At 44.3% G+C, this 22,652-nt stretch carries 18 protein-coding genes; all 18 read left to right on the plus strand.

Going from position 1 to position 22,652, the window contains the following annotated elements; all coding sequences use genetic code 11:
• The first annotated feature begins 14 nt into the window (after nucleotides 1-14).
• The 18 genes from ACIQ0H_RS02235 (at nucleotide 15) to ACIQ0H_RS02320 (ending at nucleotide 22,645) form a co-directional block, all read left to right on the plus strand.
• Nucleotides 15-809, plus strand: a complete 795-nt coding sequence (locus ACIQ0H_RS02235; RefSeq protein WP_403410272.1) for an undecaprenyl pyrophosphate synthase — start codon at nucleotides 15-17, stop codon at nucleotides 807-809.
• Nucleotides 806-1,600 carry a phosphatidate cytidylyltransferase gene (locus ACIQ0H_RS02240; RefSeq protein WP_403410275.1) on the plus strand — a complete coding sequence of 265 codons (795 nt, stop codon included), beginning with the start codon at nucleotides 806-808 and terminating at the stop codon, nucleotides 1,598-1,600. Before ACIQ0H_RS02235 ends, ACIQ0H_RS02240 begins: the two co-directional genes overlap by 4 nt.
• A 19-nt stretch (nucleotides 1,601-1,619) precedes the next feature.
• Nucleotides 1,620-2,768, plus strand: coding sequence for a 1-deoxy-D-xylulose-5-phosphate reductoisomerase (locus ACIQ0H_RS02245; RefSeq protein WP_403410278.1), 1,149 nt, complete (start codon nucleotides 1,620-1,622; stop codon nucleotides 2,766-2,768).
• Between the two features lie 45 nt (nucleotides 2,769-2,813).
• Entirely contained in the window at nucleotides 2,814-4,073 is a 1,260-nt protein-coding gene (rseP, locus tag ACIQ0H_RS02250) for an RIP metalloprotease RseP (protein ID WP_403410281.1), read from the plus strand.
• A 136-nt stretch (nucleotides 4,074-4,209) separates the two neighbouring features.
• Complete coding sequence (locus ACIQ0H_RS02255) at nucleotides 4,210-5,913, plus strand: proline--tRNA ligase (protein ID WP_403410284.1); 1,704 nt, start codon at nucleotides 4,210-4,212, stop codon at nucleotides 5,911-5,913.
• A 116-nt stretch (nucleotides 5,914-6,029) separates the two neighbouring features.
• A complete protein-coding gene (locus ACIQ0H_RS02260; protein WP_403410287.1) occupies nucleotides 6,030-10,343 on the plus strand; it encodes a PolC-type DNA polymerase III in 4,314 nt (1,437 codons plus the stop codon).
• A gap of 282 nt (nucleotides 10,344-10,625) precedes the next feature.
• A complete protein-coding gene (rimP, locus tag ACIQ0H_RS02265) occupies nucleotides 10,626-11,102 on the plus strand; it encodes a ribosome maturation factor RimP (protein ID WP_403410290.1) in 477 nt (158 codons plus the stop codon).
• Between the two features lie 21 nt (nucleotides 11,103-11,123).
• Nucleotides 11,124-12,308 carry a transcription termination factor NusA gene (gene nusA / locus ACIQ0H_RS02270; protein ID WP_403410293.1) on the plus strand — a complete coding sequence of 395 codons (1,185 nt, stop codon included), beginning with the start codon at nucleotides 11,124-11,126 and terminating at the stop codon, nucleotides 12,306-12,308.
• A 19-nt stretch (nucleotides 12,309-12,327) separates the two neighbouring features.
• Nucleotides 12,328-12,606 (plus strand): RNase P modulator RnpM, encoded by a 279-nt coding sequence (gene rnpM, locus ACIQ0H_RS02275; RefSeq protein WP_403410296.1) that lies wholly within the window; start codon nucleotides 12,328-12,330, stop codon nucleotides 12,604-12,606.
• On the plus strand, nucleotides 12,603-12,980 hold the full coding sequence (locus ACIQ0H_RS02280; protein WP_403410299.1) for a YlxQ family RNA-binding protein: 378 nt from the start codon (nucleotides 12,603-12,605) through the stop codon (nucleotides 12,978-12,980). The genes rnpM and ACIQ0H_RS02280 overlap by 4 nt, the downstream gene beginning before the upstream one ends.
• On the plus strand, nucleotides 12,928-15,342 hold the full coding sequence (infB, locus tag ACIQ0H_RS02285) for a translation initiation factor IF-2 (RefSeq protein ID WP_403410302.1): 2,415 nt from the start codon (nucleotides 12,928-12,930) through the stop codon (nucleotides 15,340-15,342). The genes ACIQ0H_RS02280 and infB overlap by 53 nt, the downstream gene beginning before the upstream one ends.
• A complete protein-coding gene (locus ACIQ0H_RS02290) occupies nucleotides 15,339-15,617 on the plus strand; it encodes a DUF503 domain-containing protein (RefSeq protein WP_403410305.1) in 279 nt (92 codons plus the stop codon). The genes infB and ACIQ0H_RS02290 overlap by 4 nt, the downstream gene beginning before the upstream one ends.
• 22 nt (nucleotides 15,618-15,639) lie before the next feature.
• Nucleotides 15,640-15,990, plus strand: coding sequence for a 30S ribosome-binding factor RbfA (gene rbfA, locus ACIQ0H_RS02295; protein WP_403410308.1), 351 nt, complete (start codon nucleotides 15,640-15,642; stop codon nucleotides 15,988-15,990).
• A gap of 239 nt (nucleotides 15,991-16,229) precedes the next feature.
• Nucleotides 16,230-17,189, plus strand: coding sequence for a tRNA pseudouridine(55) synthase TruB (gene truB, locus ACIQ0H_RS02300; protein ID WP_403410311.1), 960 nt, complete (start codon nucleotides 16,230-16,232; stop codon nucleotides 17,187-17,189).
• Between the two features lie 212 nt (nucleotides 17,190-17,401).
• On the plus strand, nucleotides 17,402-18,340 hold the full coding sequence (locus ACIQ0H_RS02305) for a bifunctional riboflavin kinase/FAD synthetase (RefSeq protein ID WP_403410314.1): 939 nt from the start codon (nucleotides 17,402-17,404) through the stop codon (nucleotides 18,338-18,340).
• A gap of 135 nt (nucleotides 18,341-18,475) precedes the next feature.
• Nucleotides 18,476-18,745, plus strand: coding sequence for a 30S ribosomal protein S15 (gene rpsO, locus ACIQ0H_RS02310; protein WP_403410317.1), 270 nt, complete (start codon nucleotides 18,476-18,478; stop codon nucleotides 18,743-18,745).
• Between the two features lie 298 nt (nucleotides 18,746-19,043).
• A complete protein-coding gene (gene pnp / locus ACIQ0H_RS02315; protein ID WP_403410320.1) occupies nucleotides 19,044-21,161 on the plus strand; it encodes a polyribonucleotide nucleotidyltransferase in 2,118 nt (705 codons plus the stop codon).
• Between the two features lie 236 nt (nucleotides 21,162-21,397).
• Nucleotides 21,398-22,645 carry a M16 family metallopeptidase gene (locus ACIQ0H_RS02320; protein ID WP_403410323.1) on the plus strand — a complete coding sequence of 416 codons (1,248 nt, stop codon included), beginning with the start codon at nucleotides 21,398-21,400 and terminating at the stop codon, nucleotides 22,643-22,645.
• Nucleotides 22,646-22,652 lie beyond the last annotated feature (7 nt).

Raw genomic sequence — 22,652 nt, forward strand, 5'->3', positions numbered from 1 at the left:
GTGGAGGAAACAACATGCTGGAAAAACTTTTGCGTAAAAAAACTGCGGCGCCAGATCGCTCAATAACCGAACGGATTGCAGCCGTCAAAAGCAAGCAAGTCCCTGCCCATGTCGCGATTATTATGGACGGTAACGGCAGATGGGCGAAGCGACGTAATTTGCCTAGGATAGCTGGCCATCATGAAGGGATGAAGACGGTTCGTAAAATTACGCGTATCGCAAATGAACTCGGCATAAAAGTGCTTACACTTTACGCTTTCTCCACGGAAAACTGGAAACGACCGAAAATGGAAATAGATTTCCTAATGAAATTGCCTGGAGAATTTCTTAGTACATACCTCCCTGAGCTGGTCGAACAGAATGTGAAAGTTGAAATGATTGGCAACTTCGAAATGTTGCCGGATCATACAAAACATGCGATTCAGAGGGCAATGGAGGCTACCGCAGATAATGATGGTCTAACCTTGAATTTTGCCATGAACTATGGCAGTAGACTAGAACTCGTCGAGTCTTTTAAAGAAATTGCGACGCTGATTGCAGATGGTTCTATCTCTGTGGAAGATATTGACGAATCACTCATCGGGTCTCATCTAATGACCGCGCATTTACCGGAACCAGATTTACTTATCCGCACAAGTGGTGAAGTAAGACTCTCCAACTTCATGTTGTGGCAAGTTGCCTATGCAGAATTTTCGTTTACAGATGTACTTTGGCCTGATTTTAATGCATCATGCATGTTGAGTGCAATCGAAGATTTCCAATTACGTAATAGACGCTTTGGAAGCCTGGAAGGAGACGGGAACGTTTGAAACAAAGAATACTGACGGCAATTGTTGCGTTTGCCTTATTCGTTCCGCTAGTTATAGTAGGAGGCTTGCCCTTTACAATTGCCGTATATTTAATCGCAACAGTCGGTTTATATGAGCTTTTGAGGATGAGGGATATACACCTATTGTCAGTAGAAGGATTGCTGGCGTGGGTTGCGCTTGCAGTGTTACTTATGCCGGCTGCTTGGGAGGGCAATGTCCTTCAGGCGCTTGGCTATACGAAAATTGAAATGGCGTTTGCCACTGTTCTTATTTTGTTGACGTATACTGTAATTGTCAAAAATCGATTTACGTTCGATCATGCAGCTTTTGCTGTATTGGCGGCATTATATGTTGGCATCGGCTTTTATTATTTAATTGAAACGAGACTGTACGGCATTGAATATGTGGTATATGCCTTACTTGTCATATGGACAACCGACTCGGGCGCTTATTTCGTTGGTAGGAAAATCGGTAAGCGTAAGCTATGGCCAGAAATATCTCCGAATAAAACCGTAGAAGGATTTGTTGGTGGTGTTGTATTGGCTGTTGTTTTTGCACTCGTCTTCCAGTATTTCTATCCAATTGCTTCTACATATACGATCCTGATCGCTGTAACGATTGTGGCATCGATTGTTGGACAAATGGGCGATCTCGTGGAATCGGCGCTTAAAAGGCATTATGCGGTCAAAGATTCAGGAAAGCTGTTACCGGGTCATGGTGGAATTCTAGACAGGTTCGACAGCCTCCTTTTCGTGTTACCGCTACTTCATTTTCTACATTTTGTAGGTTAACGGAAAGATAGGTGTCATGATGACAAAGAAAATAAGTCTACTTGGAGCAACTGGCTCAATTGGTATACAAACCCTTGATATCATCGAGTCGAATCCAGATAAATTTACGCTAGTATCTTTTTCAGCTGGTATGAATATCGATGGAGTGAGAGAAATTGCTTCTAAGCATCAGCCGCAAACGGTATCATTGATTAGGCGTGAAGATGCAGAAAGATTACAAACTGAATTCCCGGCTATCCGTTTTGTGCACGGCGAAGAAGGCCTTGTTGAGGTGGCTGCCCATACAAACGCAGATGTCCTGGTCAATGCAGTGATTGGTAGTGTGGGGCTAAAGCCGACGCTTGAGGCGATCCGTGCAGGCATCACCATTGCGATCGCCAACAAGGAAACGCTTGTTGCGGCAGGGGATATCGTCATGGCGGAAGCCCGTAAATACGGTGTGCCTCTATTGCCTGTCGATAGTGAACATTCGGCACTTTTTCAGGCATTGAATGGAGAAAATCCGAAACGTATTTCCCGACTGATTTTGACTGCATCAGGGGGGAGTTTTAGGGACCTGTCAAGGGAAGAACTATCAGCTGTGACAGTGGAACAGGCGCTAGCTCATCCGAACTGGTCGATGGGCAATAAATTAACGATTGACTCTGCCACGATGATGAACAAAGGACTCGAAGTGATTGAAGCACATCATCTTTTCGGTATGCCGTATGATCAAATCGATTGCCTGCTCCACAAGGAAAGTATCATCCACTCAATGGTTGAGTTTGAAGATACGAGTGTTATGGCACAGCTGGGTTCACCAGATATGCGGGTACCCATTCAATATGCATTAACGTATCCAGATCGTATCCCGATGCAAAACGCCAAGCCGCTTCGTCTGGAAGACATCGGGAAGTTGCATTTTGAAAAAATGGATCTTGTCCGTTTTAAGGCATTAGGACTTGCTTATGCTGCTGGAAGAGAGGGAGGCACGATGCCAACGGCTATGAATGCAGCGAATGAAGTTGCTGTGGCACTGTTCATGGCGGGGCGTATCCCGTTTATTCAAATCGAGGACATGATCGAGAGAGTTATGGATGCACATCGAACAAGCTCCGTACCAGATCTTGAGACGATTTTGGAAGTAGATTCACTTGCTAGAAAAATGGTATACGCTATGGTAGAATGAGTTAATTTAAGAATCGACCAAAATGGTCAGTGAAGGTGGTTTTTCATGGAAACCGTTATTGCTTTTATCATCATATTCGGTTCACTGGTCTTTTTTCATGAACTGGGACATTTTCTGTTCGCAAAAAAGGCAGGGATTATGGTACGCGAATTCGCAATTGGATTCGGACCTAAAATTATTGGTATTCAAAAAGGTGAGACACTCTATACAATCCGTCTGTTACCACTTGGTGGGTATGTTAGAATGGCGGGAGAAGATTTTGATACGGTTGAATTACAGCCGGGTTATCGTGTAGGTTTATTAATCAATGCTGCGGACGAAGTGGAAAAAATCTATTTGAATCGTAATGTTGCGAATCCAGACGTGCTGTTTCTAGAAACAGAATCATCCGATTTGGAAAAAGAATTGTTCATTGAAGGCTATGATGATGAAGGTCAGCTAGTCCGATACAATGTGTCGAGGCAAGCGGTTATCTATGAGAAAGGCCAGAAAACGCTTATCGCGCCTTATGATCGACAATTCGAATCGAAATCTGTGGGTAGCCGAGCGATGGCTATTTTTGCGGGTCCACTATTTAACTTCATTCTTTCGTTTTTCATCTTCCTAGCGCTTGGACTTATGCAAGGGATTCCGATTGATGACCCCATTATTTCTGAGGTGCAAAGTGATAGCGTTGCTTTAGCGGCAGGGATGAAGTCGGGGGACATTGTAAAAGAAGTCGATGGTCAGTCGATTAGCACTTGGGATGAATTTGTGAAAATCGTCCAAGCTAGTCCGGGCGCTCCGTTGCAGTTTGTTGTAGAGCGTGATGGATCATTGGTAAAACTAAACATCACTCCATCGACGATAAAAGATAAACAAGGTCAAAAATACGGGCAACTTGGTGTTACCCGACCGCTGGAAAAAAATCCGGTGAAGGCAGTTGTGTATGGTGCGGAACAAACCGTCAATTGGATTAAGGAAATATTAGGATTGCTTGGGAAGTTGGTAACAGGTCAATTTACGCTTGACGCATTATCTGGACCAGTTGGGATTTACAAGGCGACAGAGACTGTTGCGCAGTATGGGGTCTACAATCTCATGAACTGGGCCGCCATTTTGAGCATTAACCTTGGTATTATGAACTTGCTGCCACTTCCGGCATTAGATGGTGGAAGACTGCTGTTCTTCTTATTTGAAGCAGTTCGTGGTAAGCCAATCGACAAGCAAAAAGAAGGAATGGTTCATTTTGTTGGGATTGTCCTTCTCATGTTGCTGATGTTAGTGGTTACATGGAACGACATTCAACAGTTTTTCTTTTCATAATTCTATAGACTGAACATATAATTGATGATCGCGAACTAAGCGGAGGCGCCTTCCAAGGGAGGTGCCGAAGCGGATGTAAAGCGATTTTCTATTTAACGGAAATACGCTTAAAACTTTACTTGAGGTGGGAACTAAGATGAAACAATCACGTACATTTATCCCTACAATGCGTGAAGTACCTTCTGATGCGGATATTACATCCCACCAGTTACTTTTACGTGCAGGGTTTATCCGACAAAATACGAGCGGAATATATTCCTTCCTACCACTTGGTAAGAAAGTTCTTCAGAAAATCGAGACGATTATTCGTGAAGAAATGGAAGCCATCGATGCAGTGGAAGTGTTGATGCCGGCTATGCAACAGGCGGAGCTTTGGCAGGAAACGGGAAGATGGAATGCATATGGTCCGGAACTTTTCCGTATGAAAGATCGGCATAACAGGGAGTTTGCGCTTGGCGCAACACACGAAGAAGTCATTACTTCTCTCGTTCGTGATGAAGTGAAATCGTATAAAAAGTTACCACTGACCATGTTCCAAATTCAGACGAAGTTTAGGGACGAGCAACGCCCACGTTTTGGACTTCTTCGTGGCCGCGAGTTCATCATGAAGGATGCCTATTCCTTCCACGCTACAGAAGACAGTCTACATGAAAAATATATGGATATGATGCAGGCGTATACGAATATCTTTACGAGACTTGGTCTTGATTTTCGTGCAGTCATTGCAGACGGTGGTTCGATTGGTGGAACGGGGACGCATGAATTTATGGCGTTATCCGACATCGGTGAAGATACGATTGCTTATAGTGATTCATCTTCTTATGCGGCGAATATTGAAATGGCTGAAGTGAATATGACTTATGAAAAATCAGGTGAGTCGTTGAAAGAAGTGGACAAAGTTGCAACACCAAATCAACGGACAATCGAAGAAGTTGTGACATTCCTTGAAGTGGATGCAACCCGCCTTATCAAGACACTCATATTCAAAGCAGACGATGAACTGGTGATTGTACTGAGTCGTGGCGATCATGAGATCAATGATATTAAGCTTAAAAATGCGCTGGGTGCGACTGTCGTTGATTTAGCACATGCAACAGATGTACTTGAACTACTGTCTTGTGAAGTGGGATCGATTGGACCTGTTAAATTGCCATTAGGTCTAAAAGTCATTGCTGATCATGCGGTTGCTTCGATTGTCAATGGTGTTTGTGGGGCGAATGAAGATGGTTTCCACTTGAGGAATGTTAATCCGGAGCGTGATTTTGCCATAGATCGCTATGAAGATCTGCGGTTTATCCGTGAAGGTGACGCTTCACCAGATGGCAATGGAACGATTAAGTTTGCTAAAGGGATTGAAGTTGGGCATATCTTCAAATTAGGCACAACGTATAGCGAGTCGATGGAAGCGACATTCTTAGATGATAATGGGAAAGCAAAACCGTTCATCATGGGCTGTTATGGAATCGGTGTATCGAGGATTTTGGCAGCTGTCGCAGAACAATATAATGATGACAGTGGTTTAAAATGGCCGACGAAGTTAGCACCTTTCGATGTGCATCTGATTGCAGTGAATGTCAAGGATGACAGTCAAGTTGGGTTGGCCGACGAACTGTATAACGTTTTGAAATCTTATCGCTATGATGTTCTTTATGATGATCGTCCTGAGCGGGCTGGGGTTAAATTTGCTGATTCGGATCTTATCGGTTTACCGGTCCGCATTACAGTCGGTAAAAAGGCTTCGGAAGGGATTGTTGAAGTTAAATTCAGACAAACCGGAGAATCAATTGAATGGCGAAAAGAAGAACTTACTGAAAAATTGCAAGCGTTTTTTGGTGCATAATGCGTATCGGGAAGGGAAGGCCGTCAGTCGGTGCTTCCCTTCTTTTTCACTTGTAAACTGATCGAATGTATTCCCTTGCGCCGAGCCGTAAGGGATGAAATAGAAGGGTGTGGCTTATGGACGCGATAAACAAGCTGTATATTTTGTTACAGCAAATAGGGATGACGGATGACCAATATGCCATCCACTTTGAACGGGCAGAGTTGAACCGGGTGAATATCCACCGGAAATCGCGACTATGGCAATTTAATTTAACGCTTAAACAACCGTTACCCGCTACTGTCTATCGAGAGTTTTCCAAGCGGGTCAACGAGGCATTTTCGGCGATTGCGACGGTGCGTTTAGAAATGACTTGTCACACGACTGAAGTGGACGAAACGTTACTGATAGATTACTGGCCGTTTATTATCGAAGAGTTGAGTGATATGTCGCCCCCTATACGGGAACGACTAATGAGTCAACAACCGGTGATGACGGGAGGAAAACTTACGCTCCTTTGTACAAATGATATGGAGTTGCAAACCATGAAAGGCAAGTACGGCGATTTGATTGCGAATGTCTATAGTTCGTTCGGATTTGCACGACCGTTTGTCGATTTCAAATTAACAGAGGAGGATAGTGGGGCGGAAGCAGCTCGTCTCGCATTTCTTGCACAACGGACGGCGGAAGAAGAAGCACTTGGTCAAAAAGCGCTAACGGATATGATGCAACGTGAAACGACCAAGAAAGATAGTGGAAACACTGTGTCTGGACCTTTCCGTCTGGGTACACCTATCAAACAGGATGAGCAAATTATGGAAATTCAACATATCCAGGATGAGGAACGCCGCGTAACCATTGAAGGCTATGTGTTTGATACGGAAGTGCGCGAATTACGAAGTGGTCGATCGCTGTTGACCATTAAAGTGACGGACTATACTGATTCGATTCTTGTGAAAATGTTCTCGCGGGACAATGAAGATGCAGAAATGATGAAGATGTTGAAAAAAGGGACCTGGGTTCGCGCACGCGGGGGTATCCAGAACGATACATTCGTTCGCGACCTCATTATGATGGCGCAAGATGTGATGGAAGTATCACCAATTATCCGTCAAGACAAGGCACCGGCAGATCGCAAACGGATTGAGTTACATGCTCATACGACGATGAGTCAGATGGATGCAGTTGTTTCGGCATCGAAACTGGTTGGACAGGCAGCCAAATGGGGGCATCCTGCCATTGCCATTACAGATCATGCCAATGTTCAATCGTTCCCGGAAGCCTATGCAGAGGGGAAGAAACAAGGCGTAAAAGTCATTTTTGGACTAGAAGCCAATTTAGTAGATGATGGCGTACCGATTGTGTTTGATGAGCAACACCGCAAGCTTGAAGAGGATACGTATGTTGTCTTTGACGTGGAGACGACGGGGCTTTCTGCCGTATACGATACGATAATTGAGCTCGCTGCGGTTCGATTAAAAAATGGTGAAATTATTGAGACGTTTGAACGTTTTGCTAATCCTCATCATCCGTTATCTTCGACGACGACGGAGTTAACTGGGATTACGGACGATATGGTAAAAGACGCACCTGAAGTAGCGGATGTGGTGAAAGATTTCAGTGACTTCATCGGCGATTCGATATTAGTGGCCCATAATGCCAAATTCGATATGGGGTTCTTTTACGAAGCATCTAAGAAGGCTGGATTGCCGGCTGTTGCCTATCCTGTTATCGATACGCTCGAACTGGCTCGCTTCATTCATCCTGAAATGAGAAATCACCGTCTGAATACATTAGCGAAAAAGTATAATATCGAATTGACGCAACATCACCGTGCGATTTACGATACCGAAGCTACGGCGCATCTATTCTTACGGCTATTGAAAGAGTCAGAAGAGAGAGGGATTGTCTACCTCGATGACTTTAACCAGCGGATAGGGGAAGGGGATGCCTATAAACGGTCACGTCCATCACATTGTACGCTACTAGCAGTGGATGATGAGGGGTTGAAAAATCTTTTCAAACTCGTTTCCTATTCGCATATGGATTACTTTTATCGGGTTCCGCGTATCCCTCGTTCGTTGCTTGTGAAGCATCGAAAAGGGCTACTCGTCGGCTCGGGATGTGATAAAGGGGAAGTATTTGAAGGGCTTATGCAAAAGTCCCTGGATGAGGTTGAGGAAATTGCGAAGTTTTATGATTACCTTGAGATTCATCCGAAACCCGTCTATTCACATCTTATCGAACTGGAATTGATTCGCGATGAATGGAATCTGGAAGATATCATGCGTAAAATGGTGAAGCTTGGGAAAAAAGTTGACCTACCGGTTTGTGCTACAGGCAACGTCCATTATATCGATGAAACAGATGCGACATTCCGTAAAGTGCTTGTCCGTTCGCAAGGCGGTGCCAATCCAATGAATCGTTATACGCTACCGGCGGTCCATTTCCGTACAACGGATGAAATGTTGGCGGAGTTCTCATTCCTCGGAGAGAAAGTGGCAGAAGAGATTGTCATTGATAATCCGCATGCAATTTTGGAAAGAATAGGCGACGTCAAGCCGATTAAAGACGATTTATATCCGCCGACAATTGAAGGCGCTGATGAGGAAGTAAGAGAGTTGACGTATTCGATGGCTCATAAAATTTATGGTGAGCAATTGCCAGAAATTATCGAGGCACGGATTACGAAAGAATTGAAGTCGATTATTGGACATGGTTTCGCGGTTATTTATCTTATCTCCCATAAACTAGTTAAGAGGTCGCTGGATGACGGTTATCTCGTCGGGTCGCGTGGTTCGGTAGGGTCATCACTTGTCGCCACGATGATGGAGATTACTGAAGTCAATCCGTTGCCGCCACATTATGTGTGTCCTGCATGTAAAACGTCGGAGTTTTTCGATGATGGATCTGTTAACTCGGGTTATGACCTTCCGGATAAAGATTGTCCTTCTTGTGAAACGAAATTCAAAAAAGATGGACAAGATATCCCGTTTGAAACATTTTTAGGATTTAAAGGAGATAAGGTACCCGATATCGATCTCAACTTCAGCGGTGATTACCAAGCGCATGCGCATAATTATACGAAGGATTTGTTTGGTGAGGACTACGTGTACCGGGCGGGAACGATTGGGACCGTTGCGGAGAAGACGGCGTATGGTTATGTTCGCGGGTATATGAATGATAATAATTATACCTTCCGTGGGGCTGAAATTGATCGGCTTGTTCAAGGATGTTCAGGTGTTAAGCGTAATACTGGGCAACACCCCGGCGGGATTATCGTTGTACCGGATAATATGGAAATATTTGATTTTACACCGATTCAGTTTCCAGCCGATGATACGAATTCGAGTTGGAAGACGACGCATTTCGACTTCCATTCCATCGATAATAACTTGTTGAAACTCGATATTCTTGGACACGATGATCCAACGATGATTAAAATGTTACAAGACCTTTCCGGTATTGATCCACTCACGATTCCACCTGATGACAAGGGCGTCATGGAACTATTCAGTGGGACATCGTCGCTTGGCGTGACGGAAGAACAAATTGGCTGTAAGACAGGAACACTTGGTGTACCGGAGTTTGGGACGCGGTTCGTTCGTCAGATGCTTGAAGAAACGAAACCGTCTACATTTTCGGAGCTGATTCAGATTTCTGGCTTATCTCATGGTACGGACGTTTGGCTCGGTAATGCACAGGAATTGATTCAGAATAAAACATGTCAACTGTCCGATGTTATCGGTTGTCGGGATGATATTATGGTGTATTTGATCTACCAAGGATTGGATCCATCCATGGCGTTTAAAATCATGGAGTCTGTTCGAAAAGGTAAAGGTTTGACACCGGAATTCGAAGAGGAAATGAAGGCACAAGGCGTACCAAATTGGTATATCGAATCATGTAAAAAGATTAAATACATGTTCCCGAAAGCACACGCAGCTGCCTATGTTCTAATGGCTCTTCGAATTGCATATTTTAAAGTACATCATCCGATTTTATATTATGCGACGTATTTCACTGTACGGGCAACGGATTATGATCTCCTGACGATGACTAAAGGCTCGGCGTCCATGCGCGCACAAATTAAAGAAATCAACGCCAAAGGGCTTGATGCTTTACCAAAAGAAAAAAGTTTACTGACGGTGCTTGAGATTGCACTTGAGATGAGTGAACGCGGTTTTTCCATTATGAAGCCAGACTTGTACAAATCGGATGCAACGGAGTTTTTGATTGATGGCGATACACTTATCCCGCCATTCAATTCGATTCCGTCTCTTGGGACAAACGTTGCCAATACGATTGTGGAAGCAAGAAAAGATGGCGAGTTTCTATCGAAAGAAGACCTTCAACAGCGTGGCCGTGTTTCGAAAACGGTTGTGGAGTATATGACGACGCTAGGCTGTCTTGAAGGGATGCCAGAGGCCAATCAACTATCGCTGTTCTAACACATTATTTGCGTGCCACTATAACGTATGGTATGATTGGAACAACTTTTGTAATAGTCTTGCGCAAAAAGAGTGGGATTTCCCGCTCTTTTCTGTTGTTCTATACTGTTTTTTTAACTTACTTCAGCAGAAGTCCCCACTTCCATAAGTGGCTAGATGGTTGATTACGCCTAGGCGTAAGTAATCTCTATGCAGTGTGGAGTCAAGACTCACGCGACATAAAGTTAGCCTCCGGCACAAATACGCCGAGGCGTATTTGATAAAGATTCTTGGAGGGATAAGATGAGTAAAATTACAGAAGAAATCGAGAAACTCGTCAGTCCAATTTTAGAAGAACTAAAATTGGAACTGGTTGACGTCGAATTTCTGAAGGAAGGCAGAGACTGGTTCCTTCGGGTTTATATTGACACACCTGAGGGAAGTATCGATATCGATCAATGTGCTCAAGTCAGTGAAAAACTGAGTGAGGAATTGGATCGAACGGACCCAATTACGCAAAATTACTTTCTCGAAGTCTCTTCACCTGGTGCAGAACGCCCGTTGAAGAAAGAAGAGGATTTTGAAAAAGCGATTGGTCAGTTTGTATTTATCAAGACGTATGAACCGATCGATGGTATGAAGGAATTCGAAGGCTATTTACTAGCAAACGGACCAGACACTGCAGAGGTTGAAATGCGCATCAAGACAAGAAAAGTGACTGTTGTGATTAACAAGGACAAAATCGCACTCGCCCGTTTGGCAATCGATTTTTCCGCATAATTGAATGTAGGAGTGATTAACATGAGTAGTGATCTACTCGATGCATTGACAGCCCTTGAAAAGCAAAAAGGCATTTCTCGGGACGTTTTGGTAGAAGCAATCGAAGCAGCACTTGTAACTGCATATAAACGCAATTTCAATCAAGCGCAAAACGTGCGAGTTGATTTAAACCTTGCTAAAGGGACAATGAAAGTTTATTCCCGCAAAGATGTCGTCGAGGAGGTTGAGGATGATCGTTTGTATATCTCGCTTGAAGATGCGCAAAAGATTAACCCAGCTTATGAACTTGCAGATATCGTCGAGCAAGAAGTAACACCACGTGATTTCGGGCGTATCGCAGCACAAACTGCTAAGCAAGTTGTGACGCAACGCGTGAGAGAAGCTGAACGAGGAATCATTTATGAAGAGTATGTCGATAGAGAAGATGATATCGTCAACGGTATTATTGAGCGTCTTGACGCACGTAATTTATATGTAGGACTCGGGAAAGTTGAAGCTGTTTTACCGGTAGGGGAACAGATTCCAACTGAATCATATCAACCGCATGACCGCATCAAAGTGTATATTACAAAGGTTGAGCGCACATCACGTGGTCCGCAAGTGTTTGTATCAAGAACTCACCCAGGACTTCTGCGCAGATTATTTGAAGTCGAAGTGCCAGAAATATTTGAAGGCATCGTCGAAATCAAATCCATCGCACGTGAAGCAGGCGACCGATCTAAAATTTCTGTTCATACGAATAACGAAGATGTGGATCCAGTCGGCTCTTGTGTAGGTGCAAGAGGTGCGCGTGTTCAGACGATCTCTAATGAATTGAATGGCGAGAAAATCGATATTGTTGAATGGTCTGAGGATCCGGCTATATTTGTAGCCAATGCTCTAAGTCCGTCGAAAGTCATTGATGTTCAAGTCAACGAAGAAGAAAGATCGACACGAGTGGTTGTACCAGATTATCAATTATCGCTTGCAATTGGGAAACGCGGACAGAATGCAAGGCTTGCGGCTAAACTAACTGGTTGGAAGATTGACATTAAGAGTGAAACGGATGCACGTGAATTGGGCATCTATCCACCCGTTTTTGAAGAGTCAGTTGTAGAAGGCCAATTAGAAGAGCCAGCAAACGATAGCGATCCTTATTTTGTTGAAGAAGCGACAGATGAGGTAGATCATACATCCATCGACTTGTATTCGGATGACGAAGACTGAGGAGAAAGGATGACCACACATGACAAACATGAAAAAAGTTCCTTTGCGTAAATGTGCGGCAACGGGTAAGATGTTTCCGAAAAAGGAAATGATCCGCATCGTTCGCCCGAAAGAAGGAGAAGTTTCAGTTGATCTCACAGGCAAGAAATCGGGCCGCGGGACATATGTGTCAAAATCCGAAGAGGCAGTTGAAGTGGCGCGTCGTAATCGATCGATTGAAAGCCAACTTGGAACTGCTGTACCTGAACAGGTATTTGAAGATCTTCTCCATGCAATCCGCCGGGAGGCATTGAAATGAATGAGCAGAAAAAGATCTTTCAATTGCTTGGTATGGCTGCGCGGGCAAGGATGATCATTACGGGCGAAGAACTGGTCGTACGTGAAGTACGTGCTGGAACTGCGCATCTTGTTATTGTTGCCGAAGATGCATCTAACAATACCATGAAAAAATTAACTGATAAATGTCTGTATTACAACGTTGAGAAGCATGCTTTTGGGAATCGCGAAGATCTCGGGCATGCAATCGGAAAAGAGTCGCGAGTTGTACTTGCGCTTACGGACGCAGGGTTTGCTCGCAAACTGTCCGGGCTCCTCAACGAATTTAACCGGGGGTGGGCTAATGACGAAAATACGTGTACACGAATACGCGAAACAGGTGAATCGGTCGAGTAAGGAAGTTATCGATGAGCTTGGAAAAATGAATGTGAATGTAGCAAACCATATGTCAACAATTGACAAAGAGTCGATTACGAAGCTTGACAGTAAATTTGGTGGGAATAAAGGCAGTCAGCAAGCGCCTACAACTGGCGTGAAAAATGCTGGACAACAAAGCAAGCCAACATCTGCTCGTCCTGCTAATACGTCGAATGCAGGACAGAAGAATACGCAACAAGGTGGCAACCGTCCAGCACAAAGTGGACAAAACCGCCCAGCACAAGGAACACAAGGTGGCAACCGTCCGGCTCAAGGTGGACAAAATCGTCCAGCACAAGGAACACAAGGTGGCAACCGTCCGGCTCAAGGTGGACAAAATCGTCCAGCACAAGGAACACAGGGTGGCAACCGTCCGGCTCAAGGTGGGCAAAATCGTCCAGCACAAGGAACGGCAACACCAGCAGGCAATCGTCCAGCACAAGGTGGACAAAGCCGTCCTACTGGAGGTCGTCCAAGTGGAGGCGGTGCGCGCGGTGGACGTCCACCAGCACGTGGTATTAACCAAGGACGCAGAAGATACCGTCCGGCTCCACAACCGAAAGTAGAATTGCCGTTACCGGAAAAAATTACATTTTACGAGTCATTATCTGTAGCTGAACTTGGACAAAAACTACATCGTGAACCATCTGAAATCATCAAAAAATTGTTCATGCTTGGTGTCATGGCAACAATTAACCAAGAACTAGATAAGGATGCAATTGAACTTATCTGTGCAGATTACGAAGTGGAAGTAGAAGAGGAAATTCGTGTTGACGTAACAGATCTTGAAATTTATTTTGAGGAATCTGAAGAAACTATAGCTGAATCTACTCCAATCGAACGTCCTGCAGTTGTTACAATCATGGGGCACGTTGACCACGGTAAAACAACGCTTTTGGACTCGATTCGAAATACAAAAGTAACACAAGGCGAAGCGGGTGGTATCACTCAGCATATCGGTGCTTACCAGATCCAAGAAAAAGGGAAGAAAATTACGTTCCTAGATACACCAGGACACGCAGCGTTCACAACAATGCGTGCACGTGGAGCAAAAGTAACCGACCTTACCATTCTTGTTGTCGCAGCAGACGATGGTGTTATGCCACAAACAATTGAAGCGATTAACCATGCAAAAGCAGCAGAAGTTCCAATCATTGTCGCTGTGAATAAAATGGATAAACCGTCAGCAAACCCTGATCGTGTGATGCAAGAATTGACTGAACACGGCCTTGTAGCTGAAGCATGGGGTGGAGATGCAATCTTTGTACCAATCTCAGCATTAAAAGGTGAAGGGATTGACCAATTGCTTGAAATGGTTCTTCTAGTTGCCGAAGTAGGCGAACTAAAAGCAGATCCAAACATTCGGGCACGTGGAACAGTTATCGAAGCGCAATTGGACCGTGGTCGCGGTTCGGTAGCAACTCTCCTTGTACAAGATGGAACACTTCATGTAGGTGATCCAATCGTTGTTGGGAATACCTTTGGACGAGTGCGTGCGATGATCAATGATGTCGGTCGTCGTGTCAAAGAAGCGGGCCCATCAACTCCGGTTGAAATTACGGGTCTTAGTGATGTACCGCAAGCGGGTGACCGTTTTGTCGTCTTCGAAGATGAGAAAACAGCACGCCAAATCGGTGAAACTAGAGCTAGCGAAGCGCAACAAGTGCAACGTGTTGAGAAAACACGCATTACGCTTGATAACTTGTTTGATCAGATGAAACAAGGCGAAATGAAAGAGTTGAACTTGATCGTTAAAGCAGACGTGCAAGGTACGGTTGAAGCGATGGCTGCCTCATTGATGAAAATCGAAGTTGAAGGCGTTAACGTGAAAATCATCCATACGGGTGCCGGTGCAATCAACGAATCTGATATCTCTCTTGCTTCTGCATCAAATGCAATTGTTATTGGTTTCAACGTTCGTCCAGATACTAACGCGAAACGTGCGGCGGATGAAGAGGGTGTCGATATTCGACTACACCGCGTCATCTATAAAGTGATCGAAGAAATCGAATTGGCAATGAAAGGTATGCTTGATCCTGAATACGAGGAAAAAGTAATCGGCCAAGCTGAAGTACGCGCAACAATTAAAGTGTCTAAAATTGGTACGATTGCGGGAAGCTATGTAACAGAAGGTAAAATCACTCGTGATTCAAGCGTCCGCATCTTACGTGATAATATCGTTATCTTCGAAGGTGAATTAGATACATTGAAACGCTTTAAAGATGATGCAAAAGAAGTTGCAAAGGGCTATGAATGTGGAATTACGATTAAGAAATTCGATGACATTCATGAAGGCGACATTATTGAAGCTTTCGTTATGGAAGAAATTAAACGAGTATGATTGTTTATGCGGAATGTTGTTTCTTTATCTCAGAGGCGGCTTCTTTGAAAGACAAGCGGTCTGTTTTAAAACGTATGACAGACCGGGTGAAAAACTCGTATAATGTTTCCATCGCGGAAATTGATCATCAAGATTTATGGCAGCGAACGACTATCGCGCTCGTTGCCATTGCCTCATCAAAAGATGCGGCTGAGCGTGAAGTCAGACGGGCAATTGGATTTCTGGAGTCTAATCCAGAATGGCAAATGTCCGATATGACGCTCAACTATTACTGATACGGAATCGGGGTGACCATCCATGTCAATGCGTGCTAACCGTGTCGCAGAACAGATGAAAAAAGAACTTGGCGATATCATCGGTAACAAAGTAAAAGATCCGCGAATTGGTTTTATGACAGTAACTGATGTCGAGGTGACTGGTGATCTTCAACAAGCAACGATTTACATCTCAGTTCTTGGGAAAGATTCGGAAAAAGAAGATACGTTGAAAGGTCTCAACAAGGCGAAAGGTTTTATTCGCACAGAGATCGGCCGACGAATCAGACTCCGCATAACACCTGAGATCATGTTCGAATTCGATGAATCCGTTGCATACGGTAATCGAATCGATTCACTTCTTAGACAAGTGAAAGACGGACAGGATGACTAAGAAAAGCGTAAGCGCCTGATCAGGGGTGACAGGCATAAAACGGATTGGCGAAGAGGCGCACTTTGCCTCGTAGCCAAGCTGGCTTATGACCCGAGCCCCTAGGCGCTGAAGCTAGACACTAAGAAAAGCGTAGGGTGCCTGTATAGACGCCTTATGTCTACACAATGACAAAATGGAGGAAGTCGGTGTCCACAAGGACTTTCCGGCTTCCTCTATTTACATATAAAAGGAGAATGCACATGAACGGAATTCTTCCTCTTTGGAAAGAAAAAGGAATGACCTCACACGATTGTGTCTTTAAATTGCGTAAAATTCTTGGGACAAAGAAAGTTGGGCATACAGGGACACTGGATCCAAGTGTAGAAGGTGTGCTGCCGATTTGTATTGGACAAGCAACGAAAGTGGCTGAATACGTGACGGATTCTGGCAAGGAGTACGTTGCAGTCGTGTCAATCGGGACGGCAACTGAAACAGAAGATGCTGACGGTGAGGTTGTAGCTTCTGATGTGTCGGCAAAGCAAATTACGCGAAGTCAAATCGAAGAAGTGCTTGCCCAGCTGACGGGTGAAATCGTTCAAATTCCACCGATGTATTCTGCTGTAAAAGTGAACGGCCGTAGATTATATGAATACGCTCGCAAGGGGATTGAAGTGGAACGCCCAGAGCGTAAAGTCATGATTCATGACATTGAGTTGCTAGACCCTGTACAATTGTACGAAGGGACGGAAGTTACTTTTCGTATCCGAGTCGCTTGTGGCAAAGGGACGTATATTCGAACACTTGCGGTGCAGATTGGTGAGTTACTTGGTTATCCGGCCCATATGGCTTCTCTCGTTAGGACTGTTTCGGGAACATATAGACAAGCGGATTGCCGCACGTTGGATGGAGTAAGGAAACTGCAAGAAGAAGGTAATATCGCAGAAATCTTGCGTCCCCTTGAAGATGCCCTGGTTGATTTCCCACGCGTTGAAATTAGCGAGGATCTTTATGAAAAAGTAATGAACGGCCAAGTGTTGCCTGAGCATCCACAGCTACAAAGTGTTGAGTCTATCGTTTATGTGTCGGAAGGTAAGGCGATTGCAGTGTATAAGAAACATCCTACAAAGCCAGGTTTAATGAAGCCTGAAAAGATGTTTCCGTTGAACATGCTTCAGCAGAAGTCCCCCACTTCTATAAGTGATGGGATGAATGCAGAATAACCATTTGATTCAGTGGGGGTTCAAACCCCTGCTGAATCAAGTTAGCCTCCGGCGGATGTCACAAATTTTGTAGGGAGTTAATGAGGGCAGTCTAAGGTCGCGACGTCCTGTCGCAACGACTGCATGACCTACATCCTGTAGGCCTCAAGCGCAATTCAAAATTTGGACGCAATTACGCCGAGGCGTAATTGATTATGTAAGGAGGAACAACAATGGATATTTTTAAATTACATTATCCAGGAACGGTTGACATAGACAACGCAGAATCGTATTCACTGGCTGTTGGTTTTTTTGACGGCTTGCATAAAGGTCACCAAACCGTGATTGCCGAAGCAAAGAGGAGAGCTGAAGAGCTAGGGATTCGTTCCGCTGTTATGACATTCGACCCGCATCCATCGCATTTGTTTGGCGAGGGTAAAGATAAGGTAGGTTACATAACACAATTTCCTGAGAAAGTTAGAGTACTCGAATCGATGGGCGTTGATGCATTGTTCGTCGTGACGTTCGACTGGGCACTTGCATCACTTTCGCCAGAGCAGTTTGTGGATATTTTCATAAAAGGGCTTCGTGTTATGCATGTCACGGCAGGCTTTGATTTCACGTTTGGATCAAAGGGGGCTGGCACTATGGAACATATGGCGATGTTGGCGGACGGTGCTTTTGGCACGACAGTAATTGACAAAGTAACAGATCGTGATGAGAAAATTTCATCGACGCGTATTCGTCAACTGTTAGCGGAAGGAAATGTTGAGGAGACGGCGACGCTTCTAAATAGACCATTTCGAACAGTAGGTATTGTTGTCCATGGTGAAAAACGTGGGCGACAACTTGGCTTTCCTACAGCGAATGTCTTGCCAGATGATGATACAGTTTTGCCGGCTAACGGTGTCTACGCTGTGCGCTTTATGACGGACGGCATCACGCGTAATGGCGTATGTAGTGTCGGTGTGAAACCGACTTTCCATGAATCAGGAATCCCACCTATTGTGGAAGTGAATGTCCTGGACTTTGATGGCGATTTATATGGCAAAGAAGTAGCTGTTGACTGGGTTAAATATCTTCGCAAAGAAGAAAAGTTTGATTCGGTGGATGCATTGATTGAACAGATGGTCATAGATAAACAACAAGCACGAGATATTTTGACGGCATAAAGCTGAGTATTGCAATTCAAAAATAGACATGGTACTATGAATAAGTGCAAATACGCGCAAACCATTCCTTGGCAACACGAATCACCAACGTTTGCTCGGGAACCGGGGATATTTCAATTATTGGAGGTGAAAAGGATGGCTATTACACAAGAACGTAAAAACGAATTGATCAACGAATTCAAAATTCACGATACTGACACTGGATCTGCAGATGTTCAGATCGCTGTCCTTACTGAAGAGATCAATAACCTAACGGAACATTTCCGTCTTCACAAGAAAGACCACCACTCACGTCGCGGTCTTTACAAAATGATCGGAACACGTCGTCGTCTTCTTCGTTTCCTTCGTGAAACAGAAGTACAACGTTACCGTGATCTTATTGCTAAACTCGGCCTACGCCGTTAATAAGATAACTTGGAAAAGCGAGCCTAGTGCTCGCTTTTTTGTTTTTTCAAGTTTGCCCATCGTTTAATCAGCAAAGCCTTTGGCGTATTTGTTCTTGATTTCCCTACAAAAAAATCAAAACCCCAATAAATATGGCTATCCTATATTAGAATCCGCAAAAAAGTGGTATACTGTACAAATGTGCCATGATGTCGGTTATTGATGATAAAACTTGTATTCACTGAGCGCTATCACTTACACTATTATTAATACATATAACGTATACAGTTCAGGCTGGAATATGGAGAGGAGTTCTATAATGACAGAAAAAAAAGTCTACACACTTGATTGGGCAGGACGACCGTTAACGATTGAAACGGGGCAACTTGCGAAACAAGCGAACGGTGCAGTACTCGTTCGTTACGGAGATACAACAGTACTTTCAACAGCAACAACTTCAAAAAATTCACGGGGGTTGGATTTCTTCCCACTTACGGTGAACTACGAAGAGCGTATGTACGCAGTTGGGAAAATCCCAGGGGGCTTCCTTAAGCGTGAGGGACGTCCTTCTGATAAGGCTGTTTTAACAAGCCGTCTAATTGACCGTCCTATCCGTCCTTTGTTTGCTGATGGTTTCCGTAATGATGTTCAGGTTATTTCACTTGTGATGTCAGTCGACCAGGACTGTTCATCTGAGATGGCTGCAATGCTTGGTTCTTCTTTAGCATTGTCGGTTTCTGATATTCCGTTTGAAGGACCAATTGCGGGTGTTCAAATTGGTCGTGTTGATGGGAAGTTCATTGTCAACCCGACACCAGCACAATTGGACAAGAGTGACCTTGACCTTGTAGTTGCAGGTACGAAAGATGCGATTAACATGGTTGAAGCGGGTGCGAAAGAAGTTGCGGAAGACATTGTTCTGGAAGCAATTATGTTCGGACATGAAGAAATCATTAAGCTAATTGAATTCCAAGAGAAAATTGTTGCTGAAATTGGTAAAGCGAAGCTTGATATTCCGTTGTTCCAATTGGATGAAGAAATCTTAGCGGCTATTAAAAATAGCTGTGAAACGGACCTCGTAAATGCGATCCAAACACAGGAGAAGCATGCGCGTGAAGAAGCCATCAATGCGGTAAGAAATGCAGTGATTGATCGCTACACGGAAGAGGAAGCAGACGAAGCAACGATGAAACAAGTGAAAAATATCTTGGATCATCTTGTCAAAGAAGAAGTACGTCGTTTGATTACGGATGAAAAAATCCGTCCTGATGGCCGTGGCTTGGATGAAATCCGCCCACTTGCTTCTGAAGTTGGTATTTTGCCACGTACGCACGGTTCAGGTCTCTTTACACGTGGACAAACACAGGCGCTTAGCGTTTGTACTCTTGGGGCTCTAGGTGAAGTACAAATCATCGATGGTCTTGGGATTGAAGAATCGAAACGCTTTATGCACCATTATAATTTCCCGAACTTCAGCGTCGGGGAAACAGGTCCGATTCGTGGACCAGGTCGTCGTGAAATCGGTCACGGAGCGCTTGGGGAACGTGCGTTGTCAGCTGTACTCCCAAATGAAACGGAATTCCCGTACACAATGCGTCTAGTGGCAGAAGTACTGGAATCGAATGGTTCGTCTTCACAGGCTTCAATCTGTGCGTCGACGATGGCGATGATGGATGCAGGTGTTCCGCTAAAAGCGCCGGTTGCAGGTATTGCAATGGGGCTTGTGAAAAAAGGGGACAACTACTCTGTACTATCTGATATTCAAGGGATGGAAGATCATCTTGGCGATATGGACTTTAAAGTGGCTGGGACTGAACAAGGAATCACTGCACTTCAAATGGACATTAAAATCGACGGCCTTTCCCGCCAGATTTTAGAAGAAGCATTGGCGCAAGCGAAAGTGGGCCGTTTGAAAATCTTGAACCACATGATGACAGCAATCAGTACACCACGTACAGAGCTTTCGGAATTTGCTCCGAAAATCATCATGATTAAGATCAATCCAGACAAAATCCGCGATGTTATTGGACCGGGCGGAAAAGTCATTAACAAAATTATTGAAGAGACGAATGTTAAAATCGATACGGAACAAGATGGTACGATTTACATTTCATCACCAAATAATGACATGAACGACAAAGCGAAAGCGATGATTGAAAATATCGTCCGTGAAGCTAAAGTCGGCGAATATTATATGGCGAAAGTGAAACGCATTGAGAAATTCGGTGCTTTCCTTGAACTATTCCCAGGTAAAGACGGACTGCTCCACATTTCTGAAATTGCGGAAGAACGGATAAAAGCGGTTGAAGATGTCTTGAAAATGGACGATGTATTGTTCGTAAAAGTAACTGAAATCGATAACCAAGGACGGGTTAACTTGTCTAGAAAAACCGTTTTGAAAGAAGAAAAAGAAGCGGCTGAAAAAGAAAAAAACTGAATTTGAAGGATCAATAAGATGGAAAGCCCCTCTCTGTAAGTTGGAGTTGGAGGCTTTTTGTCTTACTACAACTTGATTCAGCAGCAGTTCGTTATTTCCTGTTAGTAGGGGGAGCGGTACCGCAATACATATGGAGCAGGGGGGAAACCCCTGATTCAAGGTGTGTCCCAGGCGGCTATCAAAAATGAGATAAGCGTACGTCGGGGCTTAATAGATACAAAAGGGGGAATTCTTAGATGATAGAAAAACATATTTGTTCGAATGGTGTAAGAATTGTTCATGAAAAAATGCCACATTTACGCTCAGTGGCAATTGGCATATGGGTCGGAGCAGGTTCGGGGGATGAAAGCAAGTCCGAAGCGGGGATTGCGCATTTTATCGAACATATGTTATTTAAAGGCACGGCTACGAGAAATGCACGGACGATTGCAGAAGAATTTGACCGCATTGGGGGAGATGTCAATGCATTCACGTCGAAAGAAATGACTTGTTACTATACGACTGTCCTCGGGCATCATGCACCGCGTGCTTTAACAATTTTAGCGGATATGTTTTTCAACTCAGCATTCGACCAAGCAGAAATGGAGAAAGAGAAATCGATTGTTCTCGATGAGATTGCTGCGGTTGAGGACACACCAGATGATGATGTGGATGAGCGTTTATGGGGTGTGATGTATCCGGATCAAGCGATCGGTAAACCTGTTTTGGGCGATGAACAAACAATTGCTACGTTCGATAAAAAGATGATTGAACAATTTATGGAGCGCATGTACAGACCTGAAAAAATCGTCATTTCCATTGCGGGAAATTATGATGATCGACTGATCCAGCTTATCGACGTACAATTTGGTTCGTTTAAACGGGAGAAGCAGGTTGAACAGCCGATAGCCATCCAAACGCCTGAATTCCATGCAGGGCACACGGTAAAAGCGAAAGACATCGAGCAAGCGCATATCTGTATCGGTTATCCGGGGCTTGCAGTGAATGACGAACGCATTCACGATTTGATCATTTTAGATAGCATCCTTGGCGGCACGATGTCTTCTCGTCTGTTCCAAGAAGTGCGGGAAGAACGTGGCCTGGCTTACTCCATCTGCTCTTATTATTCGTCGTACAATACGACAGGTGTATTCGCCATCTACGGAGGAACCTCGCCAGAAAATTTAGGAAAATTAACCGACACAATAGACGAGGTCATCCAGTCCATTTTGCATCAGGGAATCACAGAAAACGAATTGCATAATGCTAAAGAACAGCTAAAAGGCGCCTTCTTGTTGGGGCTCGAAAGTTCGGAGTCTAGAATGCATCGCAACGGCAAAAACGAACTTATTTTACAAGGGCATAAGACGATTGATGAGGTCGTAGCACTGATTGACGGTGTTCAAGTAGCCAATGTGTACAGAATGGCCAATGATTTATTCACGAAACAACGGGCAACGTCAATTATTGCACCTGAAGATGTAGTGGAAGCCCTCTCCATTTGAGTGTCCG

Origin of the sequence: Sporosarcina sp. NPDC096371 (genome assembly GCF_044762865.1) — a bacterium.
Lineage (GTDB): Bacteria > Bacillota > Bacilli > Bacillales_A > Planococcaceae > Sporosarcina.